This window comes from Burkholderia cepacia (assembly GCF_001718835.1).
GTDB classification, from domain to species: domain Bacteria; phylum Pseudomonadota; class Gammaproteobacteria; order Burkholderiales; family Burkholderiaceae; genus Burkholderia; species Burkholderia cepacia_F.
In genome coordinates this window covers 1,094,469-1,118,015 of record NZ_CP013444.1, presented here as the reverse complement: position 1 = coordinate 1,118,015, position 23,547 = coordinate 1,094,469, and the positions used below count along the sequence as shown (strand labels likewise).

The following is a 23,547-nucleotide window of genomic DNA, read 5'->3' as shown; positions in this document are numbered from 1 at the left end:
ACATGATCTCTTCGAGACGATAAGGTGATTCGTATGGCGCACATTGACCATTCCATTGCAGACCTGTTTACATCAGCTGGCAAGCTGCGTGCCGCCATCAATCTCGGTAATCCAATCCTCGCGCGACGCGATCCGGCAACGGGAACACCTGCTGGCATCTCGGTGGACCTGGCACACGCGTTCGCGCACCGCCTTAATTCCTCTCTCGAAATGGTGGTGGTCGAATCCGCAGGGAAATCGGTCGATGCTGTCGCAAACGGCATCGCTGATATCGGTTTCTTCGCGATCGATCCTGTCCGAGCCAAGGACATCGCATTCACGGCGCCGTACATCGTCATTGAAGGCTTCTATCTAGTACGAGACACCTCTTCGATCACCCAAAATGATGAGGTGGACCGCGAGGCGCAACGAGTCGTTGTTGGTAAGGGAAGCGCTTACGACTTGTTCCTAACCCGAGAACTAAAGCACGCACAGATTGTTCGGGCCCCGACATCTCCCGCAGTCGTAGACACGTTCGTTAGCCGGAATCTGGATGTCGCGGCAGGCGTCAAGCAGCAACTGGAAGCTGATGCGCGGCGCGCTCCTGGCTTACGGCTGTTACCAAGCCGCTTCATGGAGATTCACCAAGCGGTTGGATTGCCCAAGCACTTTGGTGGCGAAGCAGCGCTGGTGCTCCGCACGTTTGTCGAGGAAATGAAGGCCAGCGGTTTTGTCGCCGCGAGGCTTGCCCACCACGGCATGGACCCGGCACTTGCTGCACCCGCGGAGTACGAAAAGCAGCGCGGTGGGGCGTAAGTTCATCTCCGATCCGCAGCTAAGCAGGGCTTGACTACGAGCCGAGCCCATCAACCTCTGGCCCACAATCCCACCGAAGGAGGCACCCTCAGTGGACAGCGTCGACCTGGAAGTCCTAAAGGCCGCGACACAGTGGATCGAATCGGGTTACGGCGTAACACTCGTCACCGTCATCCGTACCTGGGGTTCGGCACCACGCCCCGTTGGTTCCATGCTGGCCATTCGTGAAGATGGATATTTGGTTGGTTCGGTATCTGGAGGATGCATTGAGGACGACCTCGTGGAGCGGGTTCGGGCTGGCGATTGGCCACGTCAATCGCCCGAGTTGACGACCTACGGCGTGAGTGCCGACGACGCACACCGATTCGGCCTGCCGTGTGGTGGAACACTGCAACTCGTACTGGAGCCTGTTCGGAAGCACTCGCACATTGAAGACTTGCTCGCTGAAGTCTCCCAGTTTCACCTGGTCACGCGTGAACTCGACATGACTACGGGTAAGACCTGCCTGAGGCCAGGACAATACGTTCCCGCTGTCTATTTTGATGACAAGCGCCTGATCACCTCGTATGGCCCGCGGCATCGCCTGATCATCATCGGTGCTGGACAGCTGTCGCGCTATGTTGCAGAGATGGCGCTGGCGCTGGACTATCACGTTATCGTCTGCGATCCACGCGAAGTGTATGCGGACGAATGGAGCGTAAAAGACACCGAACTGTCACGCGAAATGCCGGATGACCTTCTGCTGCGGTTGGGTCTCGATCCGCACAGCGCTGTGGTCACATTGACGCACGACCCCAAGCTCGATGACATGGCACTGCTGGAGGCACTCAAGTCGTCCGCGTTCTACATCGGAGCCATCGGGTCACGTCTCAACAATTCAAAGCGACGTGAACGTCTTTCGCTGTTTGACCTGTCTGCTGAAGAAATTGCACGTTTGCACGGCCCAGTGGGTCTTCATCTAGGCGCGCGTACGCCCGCGGAGATTGCAATCGCGATTCTTGCCGAAATCACGGCGATCAAAAACGGCATAGCTGTAACACAGACGTTCCCTGTTGGAGCAACACAAACGTCCATGATGGAAGACACCGCCAACTCCACAATCTGTCAGCCGCAACCGTAGATTGACCAATCTGCAGCTGTCGTCTTGCGGTGGCCAGACCTCAACTGTCACCATCCACTGAAGCTAAGACGATCTGCTGCGCACGCGGCGCGGCATGTAGCCTACGCCGAACGCCGCGCCGAGCGAGCAGGCGGCGGCGCCCAATAGCTCGAAGAACATCAATCAAGCTCAAGGGAATTGTCTCGTCATTCACGTGAACAGAGACCGCGGGAGCGTCTGACCTGCCTGATTTCTTCGTGCCATTTCAATCTTGGAGAACGGCCTCGGTTGCTTCAGTTGAACAATGCCGCTGCTTGGACTCGTTGGGCGTCAGATAGGCCAGACTCGAATGTGGTTGGATGGCATTGTAGTGACGTCGCCACTGCTCGATCACAACTTTCGCTTCCATACGGGTTCGAAACCATTCCAGGCTCAGGCATTCATCTCGGAGCTTACCGTTGAAGCTCTCGTCCGCGCCGTTCTGCCAAGGCTTGCCGGGGTCGCTGAGTGCCATGTCCATGCCGTTCTGTGCAGCCCACCTCAGGATGGCCCTCGATACGAACTCTGGGCCGTTGTCCGAACGCAAGTAACGAGGCGCACCATGAAGGCTGACCAATTGGGACAGGACTTCGATGACACGTCCGGAACAAATCGATCCGGCCACGTCGATTGCCAGGCATTCACCCGTGTACTCGTCGATCACCGTCAGACACTTCAACTGTTGGCCGTTGGCGCACGCGTCGAATACGAAGTCGTACGCCCAGACGTGTCGTGCCGCCGTCGCCGGCTGCGGCCGAGGGCGATGGATCGACACGCGCCGACGGGGTCGCTTGCGCGGCACCTGCAACCCGGCAAGACGCCACAGCCGCCAAGCCCGGTCGGCGCTCATCGGGTGACCCTGCCGCTCCAGAAAGATCTGGATGCGGCGGTAGCCATAACTCGGATATTGCGCCGACAGGATGTTCATCGCTGCCAGCACCGGCGCGTCCCGCGCGGCTAGTGTCGATTCGTAATGCAGCGCCGATCGGGCGACAGACATCAGCGCGCACGCACGCCGCTCCGACAGGCCCCGGGCTTTCGCGTAGGTGACCTGCTGGCGTCGGGCGGGCGTGCTCACCACTAATAGGATGGTCCGCCCCTCCCGTAATCGCGTAATCTGGGCCGACGCCTGTTTCCGTCCTCGGAGGTGTGCCATGAGCCAACAATGCTCTACTGCGATCGCCCGCATGGGCATCGATATCGGGAAGTCCGTGTTCCACGTCGTCGGACTCGATGCCAACGGCAAACCGGTGTTCCGGAACCGATTTACGCGTGAGCGACTGCTCGAGTTCCTGGCGCGTGCATCACCAACCATCATCGGGATGGAGGCGTGCCCTGGTAGCAACTGGCTCGCTCGTAAAGCGATTGGCCAGGGACATCAGGTCCGTATCGTGCCCGCACAGTTCGTCAAACCGTTTGTTAAGTCGAACAAGACCGATATCGTCGACGCGGAGGCTATTGCCGAGGCGATTTCCCGTCCCACAATGCGCTTCACGCAGCCGAAGACAGAAGCACAACTCGATCTGCAGGCACTACATCGAGTTCGGCAAAGACTGGTTTCCAGCAAGACCGCCATCGTCAATCAGGCTCGTGCATTTTTGCTTGAGTACGGCCTGACTATCGGAGCCGGCCCCGCATACTTTGTTCGCGATATGCCAGGCATCCTCGCCGACGACGGCAACGGTCTAACGCCTGCGATGCGCGATCTGTTGCAGGAGCAGTGGCAGGAATACCGCTCCATTGAGGCACGTCTTTTGCAATTACGCCACCAGATCGAAGCAATCGCAGGGGCCGACGATGTCACCACACGATTGATCTCGATACCGGGTATCGCGCATCTGACCGCAACCGCGATTACTGCCTTCGCAGGTACCGGTACGCAATTCAAATCCGGCCGCCATTTCGCTGCCTGGCTAGGCCTTGTTCCCGGTGAATTCTCCACCGGAGGCAAGCAGCACTTGCTCGGGATCACCAAGCGAGGCAATCCATATCTGCGCAAGCTGTTGATTCACGGTGCCCGAGCGTGCGTGCTGCACCTCGATCGGACCAAGGATCATCTCGGGCTCTGGATCTCGGAGATGGAGGCGAAGGGCATACACCGCAACAAGGTCATCGTCGCACTGGCCAACAAGCTCGCGCGTATCGCGTGGACCATTCTCACGCGACGAGGAACGTTTTATCTTCGGCAGCCGCAAGCACAGTAGGCTGCCGATCACCCGTCAAGGTTTGCAGACGTGCAATTGATGACGAAACAGCGCACCGGCGTTCGGTAAGCCCGGGACAAAAAAACGGCCTTCGAGGTCAGTCCACTTATTGGGAACCGAGCGCGCATATCCCATCATGGCCTTGCCGCCAAAAGCGGCTGACTCGCGAGAGGCCGGATACATTTACGCAAACTGTCTCGTCGGAGAACGCCCGCTTGCAAAGCCGGGGCGAACCATACATTTTTTGCGTTGATCTCTTTCATCACGTCCAACTCGAGATCGCGCTCGGCAAGCATCTTCTTCAGCCGCGCATTCTCTTGCTCGAGTTGCTTGAGCCGCTTCACGTCGGTAGCTTCCAGCCCGCCGAAATGCTGGCGCCAGTTGTAGATCGTCTGCTCGCTGATCCCGTGCTTCTTCGCGACCTCAGCCACAGGCGCCTTGTCGGCCTCGCGCAGGATGGTGACCATCTGTTCTTCGGTAAACCGGCTCTTCTTCATGACTTCCTTTCTCCGTTGGAAGCCATTCTCTCAAGTTTCAACTGGTCCGAAAATTCCAGGGCAGGTCACGTCCACACTGATCCTGAATTGACCGAGGGTCTCCGGGAACTGGATTATTTAGGAATGGAGTGGACTTCCATCGATCGGACTGGCAAACCTATATGACGATCAGGAGAGAGTGATTACGCGCGGATCACAAGGCGTGGTGTACAGTGTTTCGACATCTGCCGCCCGCCTGTCAATCACAGCGCGCTGGTTGATGTATCCCTTATCCGTGATCTCCCCTGCCTCGATACTCGGCGGTTCAGTCAGCACGAGCGCCCGAGAGGGGCACTGCGACGACCCGCCGCCCTCGCTGCGCAGCGCATGGAGCGCAGCGCCGACCTTGGATGCCACCTGCTCCACTGGCAAAGCTTTAAGTTGAGGGCTTGGGAAAATCAATACACCGAGTTCGACACGATCGTGTCCCGTGATCACAACATCCTGGGCAAGCGGGGCAAGCGCCGAGACAATCTTCACCCTCAGCGTCCCGACCGACACCCATGTGCCGGACGTTAGCTTGAAGTCTTCAGCAACGCGGCCATTGAAGACAATGCCCTTTTCCGGGTGGTTCTCGTCGACAAGGAAGCCAGCATCGCCAATACAGTAGAACCCCTCGTCATCAAAAGCTTGGGCCGTTTTTTCTGGCGCATTGCGATAGCCTGGGAAGACGGAGACACCCCGAACACGCATTTCCAACTTGCGGCCGTTTGGCACAAACTTCAACTCAACGCCTGGTAACGGCAAACCGACAACACCGGCACGCTCAAGCCACCAGTGCGGATTCGTTGCGACCGGGGCAGTTTCGGTGGAGCCCCAAGCGGTGGTAAACCAAATCGGCCGCCCACGCACTCGACGAGCCAGCGCATCCAGCCGCTCCCACGTCGACTGAGGTAGCGTAGCGCCCGCGTAGAACACCATTCGGATACGCTTGAAAAAGTCTCTCGCCAACGACTCGTCCTGCTCGAGCAAAGGCAAGATCATGTCAAAACCGCGGGGCACATTGAAGTACAACGTCGGCTGAATTTCGCACAGATTCCGCACGGACTTTTCGACTTGCCCTGGCAACGGTCGGCCTTCGTCAATGACCATCGTGCCACCGTTGCGCAGAATCATGTTCATGTTGTGATTACCGCCGAACGTGTGGCTCCACGGCAGCCAATCTACGGTGATCGGCCTTTCGAACTCAAGAAAGCGCCAAACCTGCGCGATCATCTGCTGATTAGCACACAGCATCCGGTGAGTGTTGATCACCAGCTTGGGCTGGCCACTTGAACCCGATGTCAGCAGATACTTAGCCGAATCGTCTGGCTCAATCCCATGGAAAGCCTCCATGACGGCTGAACGCTCTACAGTGCGGGTCAGATGGTCGAACGCGAGTGCACCTGGGTATTTGTCGGCGCCCTGGCTAAACACTGTCACCGGCCGCAACCCGGAGCTTGCCAGAGGCGTCCCGTAGACTGAGGCATCGGACGCATACACCAGCGCCGGCGAAAGTGACTGGAGAATGCCGTGAATTCTTCCAAAATCCTTCGCGACCCGGCAATACGCACTGGAAACACTGCAGATCGTACGCCCGACATGCATGGTCGCAAGCATGAGAAGTGCATGATCAATCGCGTTATCCGAAAGCACAACAATCGACTGCTCCGCAGGCAGATCGAGGTCAATCAAACTCTGCCCGATGGCGCCAACGAGCCTCCGTAGCTCTTCGTAACTAACACGCCGCCATTGCCCATCAGGATCACGCTCTGCAAAGGCTATAGCGTCTGGCGTTTCCACAGCCCAACGTTCCACCCATTCGCCAATGCAACGCGCATACGGCTTGAGTGGTTCTGGAGACCTCAAAGTGAAGGTTCCGTCTCCACGATCGACCTTGACTGTGCGCGGCGGCGCCAGTGAATCGGCATCGATGAATTCCTCAGTGCTCATCGTTGTCTCCTGTTCTATATATAGACTCATTGGCAAGCGGATGCTACCGACTCACTTTCGCACCAACGCGCCAGGAATCACTCACGTGCGGTGATACGAACGGCCGGTGGAGGCAGCTCCCAGGATGCGCGGGGTCTCGGTGTGCCTCGGTTTGATCAACCCAGGACGTACCACGCATCGCGACCTCAGACAAAGCAATCGATGGATAACGCGCCAGGATCGTTATGTATTCTCAGTACAGACTGTTCCACCTCCGGCAGTAAATAGGTGAAGTAGAACTGAGCCGTCTCGATCTTGTTCGCATAGAAGACGTTCTCGCTTTGCGGCAGCTTGAGCGATGCAACTGCTGCAGTACGGGCCCATGCCACGGCTAGCATTGTGTGCCCCAGCATGCGAAGTACATCGGAAGCAACGCGATAAGGATAAGCGGCGTCTTGACCTGTACGCTGCCCGACGAAATCGACCGCCTCCAACACAGTCGCGGACAACGCTGAAAGCTTGTCGGCAATGGCCTGAAGTCGCTCATCATTGACCGCCGTCTCCCTGCACTCGCCCAATGCTGTCTCAACGAGATCTTGAATGTGTGCAAGACCCCGGCGCGTCTGCAGAAGCTTACGGACCAATAGGTCGATGGCTTGTATTCCTGTCGTGCCTTCGTAGATTGGAAGAATGCGGGCATCGCGCACAAACTGGTCGATGCCCGTCTCGCTGATGAAGCCATGCCCTCCATGGATTTGCAGAGCGAGGGACGTGCATTCCTGCACGTTCTCGCATAAGAATCCCTTCAGGATCGGCGTGAATAGTGCAACCAGTTCGGCTGCCTCGCTGCGGACAGCCGCGTCGGGGTGCCGCTCCGAGCGGTCCATCTCAAGCGCGCTCCAGTGAATCAACACTCGCGCTCCCTCGTTGTACGCTTTTTGCACCATCAGCATGCGTTGAACATCTGGGTGGTCGCAGATACGCGAAGGGCCATGCTCAACGGTGGCAGAGCCCGCCGCCCTACCTTGCCGACGCTCCAAAGCGTACGCGAGTGATTGCTGGTAGCTGACCTCTCCAAGCCCGACGGCCTGGGCCGCACACATCAAGCGAGCAGCATTCATCATATGAAACATGGAGGCCAAGCCACGATGAGGCTCGCCCACCATCCACCCTTGTGAGGCTTCGAAGCGCAGCGAACACGTAGCGCTCCCACGCAATCCCAGCTTGTGCTCGACACCATCACAAAACACCCCGTTCCATTGACCCTCTTCCGTGAGCTTTGGCACGAGGAACAGCGACAACCCCTTGGTTCCCTCCGGAGCTCCAGGCAATCGAGCCAACACGAGATGTGCGATATTCGCCGTCAGATCCTGATCGCCTCCGCTGATAAAGATCTTAGTCCCTGAAATCGCGAACGAGCCGTCCGGCTGCGCAACGGCACGCGTTCGAATCTGGCCGAGATCAGAACCAGCACCCGGCTCCGTCATCGCCATCGTTGCGAGGACACTGCCGTCTAGAAGACGAGGCAACCAGCGAGCCTTCAACTCTTCCCCGGCCTCATTCCACAGGCATTCGGATGCGCAGCAGTTAATCCCGGCGTACATGGCGAATGCGTGTGACGCGCCGCTCAGGAGCTCGATCAGAATGCTGAAAGTGACTCGCGACAGCGCCTGGCCACCGTAGCGCTCTTCGGCACAAAGCGACGACCAGCCTTGTGCTCTAAATTTTTCGTACGCTTGCCGAAAACCGGGAGGGGTCAATACATGTTCCCCGTCGAAACGACACCCCTCCCTATCCGCGACTCGATTCAGAGGCTGAACTACTTCGCTGGCAAAAACCCCTGCAGCCTCGACAATCTGGCGCAGGGTGGTCTCATCCAGCGCCGCTTCCGCGCCCATCGACGCAAAGTGTCGCGTTACATCCAGCAGTTCGAATAGGACAAAGCTTTGGTCCGCGCCCGGCGCTCGAAAGGCCATCCTTCTCTCCTCTTACCGTGGTGCCAAGCGAATGGCACCGTCCAATCGAATCACTTCGCCGTTGAGATAGCGATTGACCACGATATGCCGAACCAGGTCAGCAAACTCGGAAGGATCACCAGTGCGTCGCGGAAACGGAATTGCGGCCGACAATGATTCCTGCACCTCTTTCGACGCGGCTTGCAGCAGAGGTGTCTGGAAGATGCCGGGCGCGATGGACATCACTCGGATACCAAACTGTGCGAACTCTCTGGCCAGTTGAATGGTGAGCGATACGATTCCCCCCTTCGAGGCTGCGTACGCGGATTGACCAATCTGGCCTTCGTAGGCGGCCACGGACGCGGTCGACACGATAACGCCGCGCTCGCCGTCGCCGCTGTCTGCGAGACCCGCCATGTCGGCTGCAGCCAGGCGGATCATGTTGAAGGTGCCGAACAAGTTCAGGCTCACGATTTTCACGAAGTCATCGAGCTGCATCGGGCCGGCCTTTCCGACAACACGCTTTGCGTGCCCACCGCCCGCACAATTCACGAGAATCCGCGCATGGCCATGGGCCTCACGCGCGGCTGAGACAGCAGATTCCGCGCTCGTGAGATCCGTCACGTCGCACTCCAGCGCGAGACCGCCAATATCGTCGGCAATCCGCTTCGCTCCATCGGCATTAATATCCAAGAGCGCCACGCGAGCGCCCTGGCCGGCAAGGTGACGCGCGGTCGCCGCCCCAAGCCCGGACGCAGCACCTGTGACGAGTACGGGAGTATCTTCCAGCCTCATTGCGTCGACTCCTTTGAAAATCGATGATGGTCAGCAAAAGTCACCGTCTCTCTGGGACGGTGGTTGCAGCCGGCGGTATACCCCAAGCTCGCCTTCACGATCGAGCCCCAGAAGACGAATCGCGTTCTCTTTAAGCACCAGCGGTTTGACTTCCGGTTTGATCGGAAGGCCTTCGAAATCCTCCATCCAACGATCTGGCGTAATCACTGGGAAGTCCGAAGCAAAAAGCATCTTGTTCTTCAGCAACCCATTGATGTACTGAATCAAAATCGGAGGGAAATACTTTGGCGACCAGCCTGATAGGTCGATGTAGACGTTCGGCTTGTGCGTAGCCACTGCCAGAGCGTTCTCTTGCCATGGAAATGAAGGATGAGCAATCACAATCTTCATATCCGGAAAATCCACTGCCACGTCGTCTAGGTAGATCGGGTCCGAGTACTTCAGGCGAATTCCGCCGCCCGCTCGCATGCCGGCACCAGCCCCAGTCTGGCCGCTGTGGAAAACGGCTGGCAGGGCGTACTCCGCAATCACCTCGTAGAGGTCATACGCACAGCGATCGTTTGGGAAAAACGCCTGCAGCGAGGGATGAAACTTGAAACCTTGAACCCCATACTCCGTGATAAGCGTTTTTGCCTCGCGTGCTGCCATCTTTCCACGTCTAGGGTCAATGCTGGCAAAGGGAATGAGAACGTCTCTATTCTCTGCAGCCTCCTCTGCAATCTCCTCATTCCGTATCCGTGTCTGCCCAGTTGCGCTTTCAGTGTCAACGGTAAAGATGACCGCCATCATCTTTCTGGCGCGATAGTAGGCTGCAGTCTCCGAGATCGTCGGCTTCGGCATGGCCTGTTTGAAATACTGCGCCATTGCGTTGTCAAACTCGATTGCAACGGGATCCGGCGGATTTCTCGTTGAGACCATGGCATGCGTGTGCACGTCAATGGCAACCACATCTTGGAGATTCATGGAGATATCATCCTAAGATTGATGTAACCGTTAACGCTGACTCCCCTCATCGAGTGAAATCGTTGTTAACCGGATCAATTCCCTTCGATCGATTCATTCAGGCATGACTTTTGCTGCTCGCTTTCCAAGGAATGCGCAAATACGGGAATGCGCCTCTTCTTCTGCTTCCGTAACGCCGGCCATTAGCGCTTCAGTTAGCAAGCCATGCTCCATCGTCTGTTCCGCTATCAACGGCAGAGCATGCATAATCGCGAAATTGGATACGGCGGCGTTTGACGCAACATGCTCAGCAAGTGCGAGCGCCTTATTGGGCCCTTGGCCAGGCCGCATAACGTAGTGCACTAGGCCAATACGAGATGCATCTTCGGCACCGTAGACCCTACCTGTCAGCATCATCTCCATCACCCGAGAAAATCCGATCAGCTTCGGGATACGCACCGAACCTCCGCCGCCAAGGAAAATGCCGCGCTGGCCTTCCGGCAAGCCAAAGTAGGCTGAATCTTCAGCAATTCGGATATGCGTGGCGGAAGCCAGTTCGAGTCCACCACCGATGACCGCTCCTCGCATCACGCAGATGACCGGGACTCGCCCGAATTGAATGCTCCGGAATGCTTCATACCATTGTCGCGAGTGGTAAACGCCCTCCGCCGCTGTGACCGATTGAACCTCGGCGAGGTCTAAGCCAGCGCAGAAATGCTCGCCACGTGCATCGAGAATGGCCACTTTGACCGTATCCGGGAGAGACTCAAAAACAGTCTTCAGCTGGCGAACGGCCGACAAGCTGAGTGCATTCCGCTTATGAGCGCGATTCAACGTAACCTGCGCAACCGCTTCATTAATTTCGACCACAATCAACGGGTCGTCGATCGAATGTGAACCGTGCATATACGTCCCCCTTAAACGCACAATCGTTGCCTACCGATCATTCGCCGTGATTCATGGCGAGCCATCTTGAGCAAGCGTGGAGTTCCTGCGAACTCCAAGGTCGGCCAAGGCGCTTCGGTAGATAGACTCCTTGGCTCGCTACACACGGCATGCATATCTCATATAATCATTACTCTATATATGCATACTATGCAGACCTTCCTCTGTGAGGCAAGCGCGCGCAACTAGGTGAATTCCCCAGTTTCGATTGATAAGGAAAGGCGCTGGGCTTGACCTATGCGACCGTACGATCGGAGCGAGAAGCGACTGGAGCACCAAACGGCGTTAGGAAGCGTTGTGGCGATTAGCTGATGGCGTATCAACTCCGCGCTGTCCATCGCGATGTGACGGACCATTCGGCACGGTGCGCAAACCCCAGCCGCGTCTGCCCCAAGGGCATTCACAAACACATAGCCAGCAATCGAGAAGTACCACGCCTTGCCGCCTAGCTTAACCACCGTACGCGCCGTGCCATTTGCCAGTACATAGGTATCGAACGCATAGTTCACTGCGTCTGGGGAGCGCACTCAGCGAACAATGTCGGGATATCTCGGGAAACTGGCGACCGGCCCATTGACCGAAGATGAAGCTAATTCCCGGTTGCACCGACATGCGAGCCGTCGTCAGATCATTGGCACATCTAATCCGCGGAAGGGTGCTTGCTCTGATTTTTCCGCGGCCATCTTCGATGAAATCAAGTCCTCACGAATCATGTCGGCAGCTTTTTCCGCGATCATGATCGTCGTTGCATTCGTGTTGCCCGAGATGATGGTCGGCATGATTGAAGCGTCGACGACTCTCAGCCCGTCGACGCCATGGACGCGCAAGCGCGAATCGACGACCGCTAGAGGGCCGTTTCCCATTTTGCACGTACCAACCGGATGGAAGATCGTTCCGGCGAGTTTGGAGATGCCTTGGATGATTTCCTCGTCGCTTTGGAGATTCGCGCCGGGCGCGAACTCCTCAGGCGCGTAGCGGCTCATTGCCGCAGACGCACACACTTGGCGCACCTTCCTCAAGCCAGTGATTGCCTTCGCCCTATCGGCCGGCTCGGTGAGGAAGTTCAAGCGGATCGCAGGGGCATCAAAGGGATTGGCACTCTTCAACTTGATTTGCCCCCGGCTCTCCGGATGCAGCAGACAAACACTTGCCGAGAAGCCCGCAAACTTATGCGGAGGATCGCCCACCGCGTCATACGTCAGCGGATAGCAGACCAATTGCAGATCCGGCGTTGCGCGTGATGCGTCACTCTTGAAAAAGGCCGTGACAAGGGCGGGCGGAATGGTCAACGGCCCCCTGCGATGCAGCAAGTACTCCCAGCCCATCTGCAACCGTCCCCAGAGGCTTGAAGCTTGCTGGTTCAGTGTCGTGGTATTGTGGACCCTATACATGGTGCGCATCGCCAGATGATCCTGTAGGTTTTCACCGACACCTGGCAAGTGACGAATGCTACCTATCCCGAGCTCCTGAAGGGCAGCGCCATCCCCGATACCTGATAGTTGCAGGAGTTGTGGCGAACCGACCGTACCACACGCCAAGATCACCTCCCGTTCTGCACGGACAAAGGCATCTTTTCCGCCATGCTGCAGTTCGATGCCAGTCGCCCGGCACCCGTCAAACCGAATGCGTTTCGCCTGAGAATTCGATAGCACTGTGAGATTTAGCCGCCGGCGGGCCGGTTTGAGGAACGCGCGAGCGGTACTCATTCGGAATCCCCCCTTCTGCGTGACCTGAAAGTAACCAGCGCCCTCGTTTTCTCCTGCATTGAAATCGGCGGTAGGCGGTATTCCGCACTCAACCGCAGCAGCACAAAAGCTATCGAGCACGTCCCACGAGGCTCGAAGATCTTCAATGCGAAGCTCTCCCCCTACACCATGAGCCTCGCTCGCACCTCGCGCCTGATCCTCTGACTTCTTGAAGTAAGGCAACACGTCGTTCCAAGCCCAACCCACATTGCCCTGCGCACGCCACCCGTCGTAATCTGCTGCGTGTCCGCGGATGTAAACCATGCCGTTGATGGAGGACGACCCGCCAAGTACCCGTCCACGTGGATACTTAATACTGCGCCCGCTAAGGCCTGGTTCAGGTTCAGTACGGAACCGCCAGTCCGTTCGAGGATTGTCGAACGTATGGAAGTACCCCACCGGGATATGAATCCACGGGTACCAATCCGCGCCACCAGCCTCGATTAGGCACACCTTGACATTCGGATCCGCGGAGAGACGATTCGCCAGGACACATCCAGCCGAGCCCGCGCCAACGATGATGTAGTCGAATCTCCCGAGCAAAGCCTCTTTCATCGTCTGGATCTCTTTTATTTGCTGATGCGTGGTGACAAGGAATCGGGGTACTAGAGCCTTAACTCGTGAGCAGACAAGGACGTGAGCAAGGCCGCAACAACGCTCTGTCGTCTATACGAGGCGATCAGGTACCTCATTTGAAGCGAAGGCTAGCAAACCGCTTCAAAGTTCACCAACGAAAGTTGCTCATAGCAGATATGAATCAGGACGAAGCAAGGCACTCCCGTCAGACATCGAAAAACCTTGGTAAGACCGAGACCGCGAAAAGACCTTGCACTGGCAGCTGACCTGGAACGACATCTCCTCATGCTCGGTATGAAGAACTGTCGTTTGCCAGCTTCCACGCATTTTTATAGCCTTTGGCCTACACCGATCGCACATGCCTTCCTCTTTATCGTGGCGTGCGTCGATCGCCATGACTATTGGCTAACAAGGAGACATCGATGAGCGAAGCACCCACCACCGTCATTCCCGTTGCGGTGGCCAAGCCGCTGCAACGCGCGCCAGCAGCCGTTGCGGCAACTGATCGCTTTATCCGCAACACCTGGTATGTCGCCATGTGGGCAAGCGACCTGCCGCCAGGGAAGCTGGTCTCCCGCACCATCTTGAACGAACCGGTCCTGCTCTTCCGCAAAGAGGACGGCTCCGTCGCCGCGATCGTCGACCGTTGCTCGCACCGGTTTGCTCCTCTCTCCATGGGCAAGCTGTTACCCGGCGATCGTGTGCAGTGCATCTATCACGGGCTCGAATTCGGCCCAGACGGCGCCTGCGTCAAGAACCCCCATGGCAATTGCATGATCCCCGCGGCAGCGCATCTGCGCAGCTACCCGGTCGAAGAACGGCATTCACTGATCTGGATCTGGATGGGCACCAAGACAGCTGATCCGGCGACCATCCCGGACTACAGCTGCCTGGACAACCGCCCTGTCCTGCACGTGACACAGCCGGGGTACCTGAAGGTCCACGCCAATTACGAGCTGGTTGTGGACAATCTGCTGGACCTGAGCCACACCTCGTACGTGCATGCCGGCATCCTGGGCACCTCTGACACGGTTGAGGCGGAGATCAGCGTGACGCAGCAGGGCGACGTTGTCAGCGTCAGCCGACCGTCCAAGAATGCGGACACACCGGGCATTCTCAAGATGATGAGTCCCTCGGGCTTTGAGAAGGGTGACCAGTGCAGCACCATTTCCTGGTATGCGCCGAGCAATCTAATCCTGGAGTTCGGTGTGAGCAAGCCTGGCCAGCCCAAGGAGAAAGGCACCGGCTACTACGCGATTCACCTGCTCACCCCCGAGACAGAGCGCACAACCCACTATCACTACACCGCCGCACGCTGGAACGTGCTGACCGAGGGGGATGAGAAGAATGCCCAGATCCGGGACAGGATCTTCGAGATGCGCACCTTTGCCTTCGCCCATCAGGATGTGCCGGTCATCGAGGCGCAGCAGCAGCTCATGGATCAGGCCCGCGAGCCGCTCACCCCCACGCTGCTGGCCATCGATGCTGGTCCTGCTCGCTATCGCCGCATCCTCGAGCGCTTGCTTAACGAGGATCAGAAGGCGGACTAACGGCATGACACGCTCTCATACGCCAAGCAACCACGCGAGGTTGGCATGATTACTCACGAACGTTGCCTGAATGTTCTCATCGCAAATCGAGATGACACTGCCGAGGGAATCATCTCGCTGGAACTTGTCTCGCCGGACGGTGGCAATTTGCCGCCCTTCGAGGCTGGCTCCCATGTAGATGTCCATATTGCCCCCGGACTCATACGACAATACTCACTATGCAACGACCCCTCTGAAAGTCGTCGCTATCGCTTGGGAATACTGCGTGATGAAGCATCCAGAGGCGGTTCCGTAGAAATCCATCGCACATTCGTGCCCGGTCAGGTCATTCGAATCAGCGAGCCGCGTTGCAATTTCCACCTTGCGACAGCCACTGACCGGGCGGTTCTGCTCGCAGGGGGAATCGGTATCACCCCTTTGCTGTCGATGGCGTATAGGTTGCATGCGCTGGACGTACCCTTTACGATGCATTACTGCACGCGGAGCAGTCGTCGCACCGCTTTCGCGGCTGAGATCGCGTCGTCTGCCTTTGCGCCTCAGGTCGATTTTCACTATGACGAAGGCGCTCCTGCGCAGCGTTTCTCGCTGGATACATGTCTGCCGGATGTAAGAAAAGGGACACACCTTTATGCCTGCGGTCCGGAAGGTTTCATTCGTTTCGTCACCGATGGCGCCATCTCACGCGGTTGGGAGCCGGAGCAGATCCATTCCGAGCATTTCAAGGCTGAGATTTCGACCAACGGCAGCACCTTTACGGTTGTCGCCGCAGTGAGCGGGGTTTCGGTGACTGTACCCACTGGCGTCACGGTCGCGCAGGCCCTGATGAACGCGGGCGTTTCGGTCCCACTTTCATGCGAGCAAGGCGTCTGCGGGACCTGCCTGACGCATGTTATCGAGGGGGTCCCCGACCATCGCGATCAGTATCAGACCGACGATGAGAAACGAACCAATACTCAGATGACACCATGTTGTTCACGCTCACTCAGCGAAAAGATCGTGCTCGAAATTTAGCAGTTGGAGCTTTCATCTTTTTCGAGTCTTGCTGGCCCTCGCAGCTGGCAGCAAGGGCCAGCAAGACTCCTCCTAAGTTACTATGAGCGCGCCCTCAAAGTCGGTTCCGCGATCACCTTTGACACGGATTCATGTGACGAGCTCGGATACGGCATGGAAATGCTTGCAGCAGCGGCAGACCTCCTCTCAAACATTTAACTTTTCGCTATCCGAATTATTTTTCACCGCGGCCAGACGTTCCCAGCACGTCGCGTGTGCCGCCGATTGGTTCCGAATCCAGGCTCAAGCCCTTGCCCGTTCAATGGTCACTTCTTCCTTGCGTTTACGTGCCATAAAGTGGCTGCTTAGCCATCAGGCTATACCGCACACAAACGTCAGGATAGGCTCCGATCTGACGCATCCCGGCTACGCCTCACTGTTGCGTGTGAAGTTCTCAGGAACTGCCGGTCCCCACAAATACAATGAATCTTCCGGCTCGTAATTTCCCGCTCGCCACGTTCTGCCAGCAGAAATGTAATCGATATCTGCCGAATATTCACAGAACGAACCCCACGGATCCTCAACGTAATGGAAATAGTTCGATCCGAGCACATGTCTTCCTGTACCCCAACCACGCACATATCCTGCCGTCGCCATCTGGGCCGCTCCTTCGCCGACACGATCAACGTTGTCAACGTCCCACGACGAGTGATGCCATCCGCGTGCCGAGCTTTTGGCGAACGCGATCAGATGGTGGTCGCTGCCGTGCGGCGCATGAGTAAATGCAATCAGGTCCGCTGAGCGGTCAGAAAGCCGCAGCCCGAGCGCCCGTTCATAGAAATCGACGGCCCGCGGCACATCCGGCGTGAACAGCAATACGTGGGACAGGCGGTTAGGCCGAATCCTCGACATCGACGATCGCGTACACGCGCCTCGCTCGTCCGCGGCCACACCACGGGTAACACAACGCGCTTTCGATGCAGGGGTCGTCTTCACCCCTGGCCGGACATGAACGCGATTGCCGTCCGGGTCGCTGAACCAGAACCCGGACGAATCGTCTGTCGGGGCACCCGGCTCGATGACGGCGCGAGCCGCCTCGACCTGATCGCGCAGCACAGCGAGGTCCGCATCGAAACAGTTGAAGCTAAGGTATGCAAGCCGCTTGCCGTCCGACGGCAAGATGCGTGCCCATCGGTGACCATCGCCCGCGCGCAATTCGAGCATGTCTCCACGCTCGCCAGTGCGTACGACATCCAGGCCGAACGCGTCGAAAAAGCGCTCCGCGTCCCCGATCGACGGCACGCTGAGCGCGAAGTGGTCGATCGAATGCACCGCAGCACGCGCATGCATCGCGTTAAAGTCGTTCATTTCCGTCTCCTGCTCAAGCATCCCGTTTCGTGTCGGCGTCGTGGCGGCGATGAAGGCCGTTCAGCACCGCCGCGCTTGCTCAGGCAGCCGGCTCGTCAATGATTGTGTTCCGCAGCGTTCCGATGCCTTCGACGCTGATCTCGCAAACATCCCCTGCCTTCATCAGTCGTTTCGGCTCACGTGCCCAGCCGATGCCGGACGGCGTGCCTGACACGATCACGTCGCCGGGTTCCAGCGTCATCGCTTCGCTGACGATACTGATCAGCGTCGCAACGTCGAACACCATCTGATCGGAATTCGCCGACTGTACGACTTCCCCGTTCAGGCGAGTTTCGAGACGAAGCCCCTTGGCACCCAGAGGCAGTTCGTCCGACGTCACGAGATCCGGCCCAAAGGCGCCGGTACCATCGAAGTTCTTTCCGACCGTCCACTGCGGCGTCTTGAACTGATATTCGCGAACTGAACCGTCGTTGAAAAGCGCGTACCCCGCCACATGCGACAACGCTTCATCCTTCGCGATATGCCGGCCCCCTTTGCCGAGCACGACGGCAATCTCCCCCTCGAAGTCCAGCCCAGCGGAATCGGTCACGCGTGGGCGCACCATCGGCTGTTCGTGCGCGATCAGGCTCGTATTGACGCGGAAGAACAGCGTCGGATAGCCCGGCTGCTCGTACTTGCTTTCCTTCGTGTGATCCGCATAGTTCAACCCGACACAGATGATCTTCGGCGGCCGGCGCAGCGGCGGCAACCAGGTGACCGCGCCAGGATCGACGAATTCCGCGTTCGAGCAGGGTTGACCATAGCTCACCAGATCAACGCCACGTGCGAGCAACGATTCGAGACTTTCGTCGCCAACCAGGCGAATACGCGCTGCGTCGCGCACACCCAAAAGCGCCTTGCCGTCCTTCAGAAATGAAACAAAACGCATACGCGCCTCCGAAATAATTTGAATTGAAACAGTTGCCGGTCTATTCGGCGCTTGCCTATCACGATGATTGCCCACGCAGCAACCGGGAAAATTCCCGGCAAATCTCGTCATTGGCCCGACGTGCCGAAGTGGATACCTCAAAGAACGCGAAGAACGGATGGAACATGTCGTCGAATTGCAATAGCCGGACTGGAACGCCAGATTCGGCGAGACATTCGGCATAGGCACGCCCTTCGGCGCAAAGCGCGTCATGCCCTGCCACCGCGACGAGCGCTGGCGGCAGCCCCGCGTGACTGTCCGCGCGCAGCGGTGATGGCGGGCTGTATTCGGCGTCGCCCCTTCGCTCGCCCATGTAGAGCCGCACGATATCTTCCAGATCCTGCGGAGCAAGCATCGGGAAGTCGCGTTGCAACCTCCTCAACGCAGCAACGTCGCGGGCCATGTCGACACCCGGCACGACCAGTAGCTGGGCCGCGAGCGCCTGCCCCCGATCGCGTAGCGCCAGCGTCGTCGATGCGGCCAGGTTGCCTCCCGCGCTTTCCCCCGCCACGGCCACGCATGCAGCGTCGCCGCCCAGCACAGCTGCGTTCTCGATCGCCCAGAGCGTCGCCGTCAACGCGTCGTCGTGCGCTGCGGGATACGGATGCTCGGGCGCGAGTCGGTATTCGACGGAAACGATCACTGCTTCGATATCGCGGCACAACTTGCGAGCGATGTCGTCCATCAGTTCAACGCTGCCCAGCACGAACCCGCCGCCATGGAAGAACACGACTGTCGGGAGCCGTCCCGTCGCTGTCGGTCGATAGATTCGAACCGGAACACTGGAATCCGCGTAGCAAGCAACGGCATCTTCAACCGCCCTCACCAGTGGCATCGGCGTACACTCTCGTGCAGCCATGATCGCCAAACGCATCCGTTCGCGGGCCTCCGTCGGCGTTCCGGAAAACGGCGGCGGGGCGCGCCGTGCCCGCATGGCCGCCACCATTCCGGCCAATTGCGGATCGAGCGGTGTAGCGTTTTTCTCCTGACTCATTCGATCCCCGATCGGTCATCTCGCGATGCCGTGCCGGTCGCCTGAAACGCGGCGCGCGTCGCCGGCCCATGCATCCACTTGCATATCTGCACCCGCAAATCGTCCACTCGGCCAACCTCCGACGACGCCCACGCGACATACGCGTCCGGCCTCACCAGCATGCCGGTCACGCCGTTCATCGAGGCGGGTACGCACGCAAGCCGGGCCGGCACGAGATCGACCGGCAGACCTTGCGTCGCGATCGACGCAAACTGGTGGCTTTCTCCCTCGAGGTCGAGCAGCAAGAAGCGCCGATTGCGAAGCAGCTCCGCGACGCGCACCGATTGCCCGTCCAGCATGACGACGTCGAAATCCGGAACACGTTGCCCGGTGAGCGGATGACTGCCAGCCTCGCGTGGATAGGGTTTTTCGAGGCCGCTCAATTCGAGCACGAGCTTGCGCTGCACATCCGGAAGCGGAATGACGTGTTCTGCCATGCGCCGCTTGAGTGCGACCGCATCCGGCTCGAAGTTGAACTGCAGCGCACATTGGGCCTTTACACTTTCGAGCAGCGCGCGCATCACCGGCTGCCGTTCCGCGTCGTAGCTGTCAAGAATCGACTCGTCGGCCGTCCCGTTGATCACGTTCGCGAGCTTCCAGCCGAGGTTGAACGCATCCTGCAGGCAGAAATTCATTCCAACCCCGCTCGCCGGGTAATGAATCCGTGCAGATTCGCCGACGAGCATCACCCGCCCTGATCGGAAGGTCGGCACGCTGCGCATCGTGTCGTCGAACCGCGATGCCCAGCGCAATTCCTCGATGCCGTAGTCGGTTCCGTGGATGTCGCGCAGGCACTGACGAATTTCGTCGACAGTGACCGGTTCGTCCTTCGGTGCGCGACGCCGGTCGCGATGGACGATGTTGAATCGGGTGATGCCCGCGCCGAACGCGTAACCACGTGCCCAGCCCATCTCATTGTTTACGTCGGTGCGCTTTCCGTGCCAGGGTGCATCCAGCACGGTATCGACCGCAATCCCGCGAAACGTTCCGGATTGTCCTTCGAAAGGAATGCCCGCCTGGGTGCGAACCACGCTGCGACCACCGTCCGCACCGATCAGGTAGCGCGCACGAAATGTCGTGGTCGTCCCCGATTCGCCAACCGTCTCGACATCGACGCCTTCGTCGTGCTGCCGCAACTCGCGTACCGCCTCTCCCTTGCGAATTTCAGCACCGCTTTCGAGCGCCCAGGACCAGAGGATTTCCTCGGTCAGATTCTGCGGCAGGCCCAGCGTGAATCCAAAACGCGAATCCAGGTACTGCCACTGGATCCCCGGAAAACCCGCCCAGATATGCGCGCGGCGGAATGGAAAATCGACGATGGTTCGCGTGCGCTCGATAAAGCGGTCCGCGATGCCTCGTGCATCGAACAATTCCAGCACGCGCGGCAAAATCGTCCCAGCGCGTGATTGGACACCACCGGATCGACGCTCCAGCACGAGCGTCCTCACCCCCATGCCGGCGAGCTCCGCCGCTATCGTCAATCCCGACGGCCCGCCGCCGACCACAATCACATCCCATTCCATCCTTCGTCTCCTTTCACTGATTCGTCGATCACGATCGAAGCCATACGTCGTCCCGTTCGTCGACGTCCAGACTCAACGGTGTCAATGCCTGACCGAGGCACGGTCCAAGCACGCAGGCTCCGGTCGCAATGTCGAACTGCGCGCCATGTCCGTGGCACACTATGCGCGTGCCGTCTCCGTTCAGATACGCGTCCTTGCGCCATGCCATCGGCGCGCCCGGGTGATGAGGGCAGGAATCCGCGTACGCATACACGCTGGCACCGTCGCGCACCACGAGCACCATGTCCCTGCCGATCGCATGCGGATCAAACCCTCTCGATCCGCGGTCGGGCAGTTCATGCAGATTGCACAACCTCACGCACATGACGCGCGGTGCGTTACTGGTCGACATGCTTGGGTGCGGGGCGTCCCGGCGCCCATCGCTCCTTCGCCGCGAACAGGAACAGTTGCGACGAGTCAGCACCGGCTTCGGCCTCCCGCGGCGTCCAGTGTTCGTCATGCAAATCCATGTCGGCGTCGTATTCGACGTGACAGCCGAGCGGGCTGTTGAAATACCAGAACCAGTTCGAGCCAAACTTGTGACGCCCCGGCCCCCAGAACGACTGGTATCCGTTATTCGCAAGCCGGGTGCCGGCCTGCATCAGCTCGGTCGGACCACCGAGGTGAAACGTGAAATGCTCGCAGCCCTGCATGAACGGCGGGGTTTGCAGCAGGAACAGCGTGTGGTGATCGAGCGTGCCCGCCGGCCGCAGAAACGGTCCCACGCCCGTAAAGCGGTCTGTGCAAACGAAGCCCAGCCGCTCAACATAGAATGCTTCTGCCTTCGCCGCATCCGGCACGAAACACACCACGTGCGACAGGGTCCGCGGCAGTGCCACGGCATGCTCGTCGGCCGCGACGGCGTTGACTGCTCTTCCGGCAGGCGCGCCGGGCGCGTTGATCGTTTCGGCGGGCAGCTTGATCGTCCGACGACGCGTCACCCGGAACCCCAACGCGAAACCGACATCATCCACCGTGTCGAGCGAACCGTCGGCAAGGCGCGTAATCGTCCGATCCCGGCCCAGTTCGTCCATGATCGCGTGAAGCGTCGCCTCGTCCGCCACGCCATAGACGGTCTTGCGCAACATCGTTGCGGTCGGGAGGGGCGCCGGCAACGACGGATCGTCCTTTTTCCGGAGCGTGATCGCGGTGCCGTCCAGCGCCTCGAAGCGACCGCCGTCGGCAGTCGCATCGACCGGTCTCAAACCATAGTCAGTCAGGAACCGCGCGCATGCGCTCACGTCGTCCACGCCGAAAACCAACTCGTCCAGTCCAATGATGTTCATCTGTATCCTCCAACTCGGAAATCAATCGTTCTCGATCAATATGCGGTCCTGCCACCGAGCGTTTCAGCGACCCAGTCAGCGATGTATGCGCAAGCGTTCGCCGAGTTGTCGAAGCTGCCGTGCTGAACACCGCCTTCGCGCTCGGTAAACACCTTCAACTCCCGCTTCGGGCTATTGGTCAGTTGCTCGTAAGTTTGCATCGCCCAGTGCAGCGGAATCTGCGAGTCCTTCTCGCCATGCGTGACGAGAAAGGGAACCTTGATCTGGTCGAGAACACCGTCGAGATGCACGTTCTCCGCAATGCGCATGAAATCATCGAGATCCTTCGCTCCCCACACCCATTTCACGTGCTCCCAGTAATGCGGTACCGGGAAACTCCCTTCCCGTGCGAGCCGTTTTTTCTGCACATCTCGCCAGTCGTGGTTCGCGCCGAGCGTCACGCCGCACGCGAAACGCGGCTCGAACGCGACCGCACGCGGGCAAAAATACCCGCCGAGCGAAACGCCCTGCAGCCCAATGCGCGCGGCGTCGACGTCTACGCGCGTCTCCAGCCAATCGACGATCCTGCTCGCCCACCTTTCGCTGTCGTAGACCGCAGTCATCCCGTTCAGGCGCAACGCTTCGCCAGTACCGGGCTGATCGACGATGAGGGAAGCTACGCCGCGCTGCGCGAGCCATCGCGGCAGACCGACTCGATAAAGCATTTCTTTGGTCGAATCGAGACCGTTGATCTGCACTAGGATCGGCGCAGGTCCGTCGGTGTTCTCGGCACGCACGTAAAGTCCAGCCAAGCGCGCGTCTCCATATGGAATCTCGACGCGCTCGCAGTTCTCGCCGGTTTGTGCGATGCCTCGCGCGAACAAGTCGAGAAAGCGCTGGTAGAGCATGACGCGGCCTTCTGCGCCGTGCGCCTGAAGTCGTTCCGCCGTGATGAGGTAAATCGCCGCGCGGTTGTACTTCTCGCCGGCGGAGATCAGCCGGCCGCGCGACTCGTCCTCTTCGGCAAGTTCGCACAGCTTGTCCGCCATGCGGACCCACGTTTCCCGGAACGCCTGCGTACCGGTGGCATCCGGTTGCCTCGATGCATCCTGCAGCGGCGCGCACATCTCCTCGATTTCGCCGATACGTGCGCCCATCTCGATCGCCAGATCCACCGACAGGTTCCAGACATAATTGCCAGGAAAATACTTGAACACCGTGTTTGCTCCCGTATGTGACAGATTCGATGGCAGCTCGGAATCGATGCGCC

19 protein-coding genes and 1 pseudogene are annotated in these 23,547 nt (G+C 58.8%); 5 read left to right on the top strand and 15 right to left on the bottom strand.

From position 1 onward, the window contains the following. Positions 1 to 33: 33 nt before the first annotated feature. Both WT26_RS25310 and WT26_RS25305 read left to right on the top strand, forming a co-directional pair. Positions 34 to 795, top strand: coding sequence for an ABC transporter substrate-binding protein (locus WT26_RS25310; RefSeq protein WP_069271079.1), 762 nt, complete (start codon positions 34 to 36; stop codon positions 793 to 795). A 91-nt stretch (positions 796 to 886) separates the two neighbouring features. Then, positions 887 to 1,915, top strand: coding sequence for an XdhC family protein (locus WT26_RS25305; protein WP_069271078.1), 1,029 nt, complete (start codon positions 887 to 889; stop codon positions 1,913 to 1,915). 244 nt (positions 1,916 to 2,159) lie between these two features. Here WT26_RS25305 and WT26_RS25300 read toward each other — a convergent pair whose 3' ends face one another. Further along, the gene (locus WT26_RS25300) at positions 2,160 to 3,089 is read right to left on the bottom strand and encodes an IS3 family transposase (protein ID WP_257785714.1); all 930 of its coding nucleotides are present in this window, start codon (positions 3,087 to 3,089) and stop codon (positions 2,160 to 2,162) included. On the opposite strand from WT26_RS25300, the gene WT26_RS25295 reads away from it, so the two are divergent. Further along, positions 3,088 to 4,137: an IS110 family transposase gene (locus tag WT26_RS25295; RefSeq protein WP_069271077.1), complete on the top strand. Its 1,050-nt coding sequence runs from the start codon at positions 3,088 to 3,090 to the stop codon at positions 4,135 to 4,137. The genes WT26_RS25300 and WT26_RS25295 overlap by 2 nt on opposite strands. Positions 4,138 to 4,358: 221 nt before the next feature. On the opposite strand, the pseudogene WT26_RS25290 reads toward WT26_RS25295, so the two are convergent. The 7 genes and pseudogenes from WT26_RS25290 to WT26_RS25260 form a co-directional block, all read right to left on the bottom strand. Then, positions 4,359 to 4,634, bottom strand: a pseudogene (locus tag WT26_RS25290) (transposase); the annotation flags it as partial. 168 nt (positions 4,635 to 4,802) lie between these two features. Continuing rightward, positions 4,803 to 6,605, bottom strand: coding sequence for a feruloyl-CoA synthase (locus WT26_RS25285; protein WP_069271841.1), 1,803 nt, complete (start codon positions 6,603 to 6,605; stop codon positions 4,803 to 4,805). Between the two features lie 185 nt (positions 6,606 to 6,790). Further along, a complete protein-coding gene (locus tag WT26_RS25280) occupies positions 6,791 to 8,560 on the bottom strand; it encodes an acyl-CoA dehydrogenase (RefSeq protein ID WP_069271076.1) in 1,770 nt (589 codons plus the stop codon). Between the two features lie 12 nt (positions 8,561 to 8,572). Beyond that, positions 8,573 to 9,334 (bottom strand): SDR family NAD(P)-dependent oxidoreductase, encoded by a 762-nt coding sequence (locus WT26_RS25275; RefSeq protein WP_069271075.1) that lies wholly within the window; start codon positions 9,332 to 9,334, stop codon positions 8,573 to 8,575. 30 nt (positions 9,335 to 9,364) lie between these two features. Further along, positions 9,365 to 10,297 (bottom strand): amidohydrolase family protein, encoded by a 933-nt coding sequence (locus WT26_RS25270; protein WP_069271074.1) that lies wholly within the window; start codon positions 10,295 to 10,297, stop codon positions 9,365 to 9,367. Positions 10,298 to 10,390: 93 nt separating this feature from the next. Next, positions 10,391 to 11,182 (bottom strand): crotonase/enoyl-CoA hydratase family protein, encoded by a 792-nt coding sequence (locus WT26_RS25265; protein ID WP_069271073.1) that lies wholly within the window; start codon positions 11,180 to 11,182, stop codon positions 10,391 to 10,393. 662 nt (positions 11,183 to 11,844) lie between these two features. Next, entirely contained in the window at positions 11,845 to 13,521 is a 1,677-nt protein-coding gene (locus WT26_RS25260) for a GMC family oxidoreductase (RefSeq protein WP_069271072.1), read from the bottom strand. Positions 13,522 to 13,964: 443 nt separating this feature from the next. Here WT26_RS25260 and WT26_RS25255 point away from each other — a divergent pair, with 443 nt between their 5' ends. Together WT26_RS25255 and WT26_RS25250 are read left to right on the top strand one after the other, a co-directional pair. Beyond that, positions 13,965 to 15,092 (top strand): aromatic ring-hydroxylating dioxygenase subunit alpha, encoded by a 1,128-nt coding sequence (locus WT26_RS25255; RefSeq protein WP_080485729.1) that lies wholly within the window; start codon positions 13,965 to 13,967, stop codon positions 15,090 to 15,092. Between the two features lie 45 nt (positions 15,093 to 15,137). Beyond that, positions 15,138 to 16,103, top strand: a complete 966-nt coding sequence (locus tag WT26_RS25250; RefSeq protein WP_060292500.1) for a PDR/VanB family oxidoreductase — start codon at positions 15,138 to 15,140, stop codon at positions 16,101 to 16,103. A 405-nt stretch (positions 16,104 to 16,508) separates the two neighbouring features. On the opposite strand, the gene WT26_RS25245 is transcribed toward WT26_RS25250, so the two are convergent. The 7 genes from WT26_RS25245 to WT26_RS25215 all read right to left on the bottom strand — a co-directional run bounded on the left by WT26_RS25245 (position 16,509) and on the right by WT26_RS25215 (position 23,494). After that, positions 16,509 to 17,450: a VOC family protein gene (locus tag WT26_RS25245; RefSeq protein ID WP_060292513.1), complete on the bottom strand. Its 942-nt coding sequence runs from the start codon at positions 17,448 to 17,450 to the stop codon at positions 16,509 to 16,511. 79 nt (positions 17,451 to 17,529) lie between these two features. Continuing rightward, positions 17,530 to 18,378: a fumarylacetoacetate hydrolase family protein gene (locus tag WT26_RS25240; protein ID WP_060292499.1), complete on the bottom strand. Its 849-nt coding sequence runs from the start codon at positions 18,376 to 18,378 to the stop codon at positions 17,530 to 17,532. A 58-nt stretch (positions 18,379 to 18,436) separates the two neighbouring features. Further along, complete coding sequence (locus WT26_RS25235) at positions 18,437 to 19,411, bottom strand: alpha/beta hydrolase (RefSeq protein ID WP_060292498.1); 975 nt, start codon at positions 19,409 to 19,411, stop codon at positions 18,437 to 18,439. Further along, the gene (locus WT26_RS25230; RefSeq protein WP_063806912.1) at positions 19,408 to 20,973 is read right to left on the bottom strand and encodes an FAD-dependent monooxygenase; all 1,566 of its coding nucleotides are present in this window, start codon (positions 20,971 to 20,973) and stop codon (positions 19,408 to 19,410) included. The genes WT26_RS25235 and WT26_RS25230 overlap by 4 nt, the downstream gene beginning before the upstream one ends. A gap of 28 nt (positions 20,974 to 21,001) precedes the next feature. After that, positions 21,002 to 21,364, bottom strand: coding sequence for a Rieske (2Fe-2S) protein (locus WT26_RS25225; protein WP_060292497.1), 363 nt, complete (start codon positions 21,362 to 21,364; stop codon positions 21,002 to 21,004). After that, complete coding sequence (locus tag WT26_RS25220; protein ID WP_060292496.1) at positions 21,351 to 22,298, bottom strand: VOC family protein; 948 nt, start codon at positions 22,296 to 22,298, stop codon at positions 21,351 to 21,353. The genes WT26_RS25225 and WT26_RS25220 overlap by 14 nt, the downstream gene beginning before the upstream one ends. A 35-nt stretch (positions 22,299 to 22,333) precedes the next feature. After that, positions 22,334 to 23,494, bottom strand: a complete 1,161-nt coding sequence (locus WT26_RS25215; protein ID WP_069271071.1) for an alpha/beta hydrolase family protein — start codon at positions 23,492 to 23,494, stop codon at positions 22,334 to 22,336. Positions 23,495 to 23,547 lie beyond the last annotated feature (53 nt).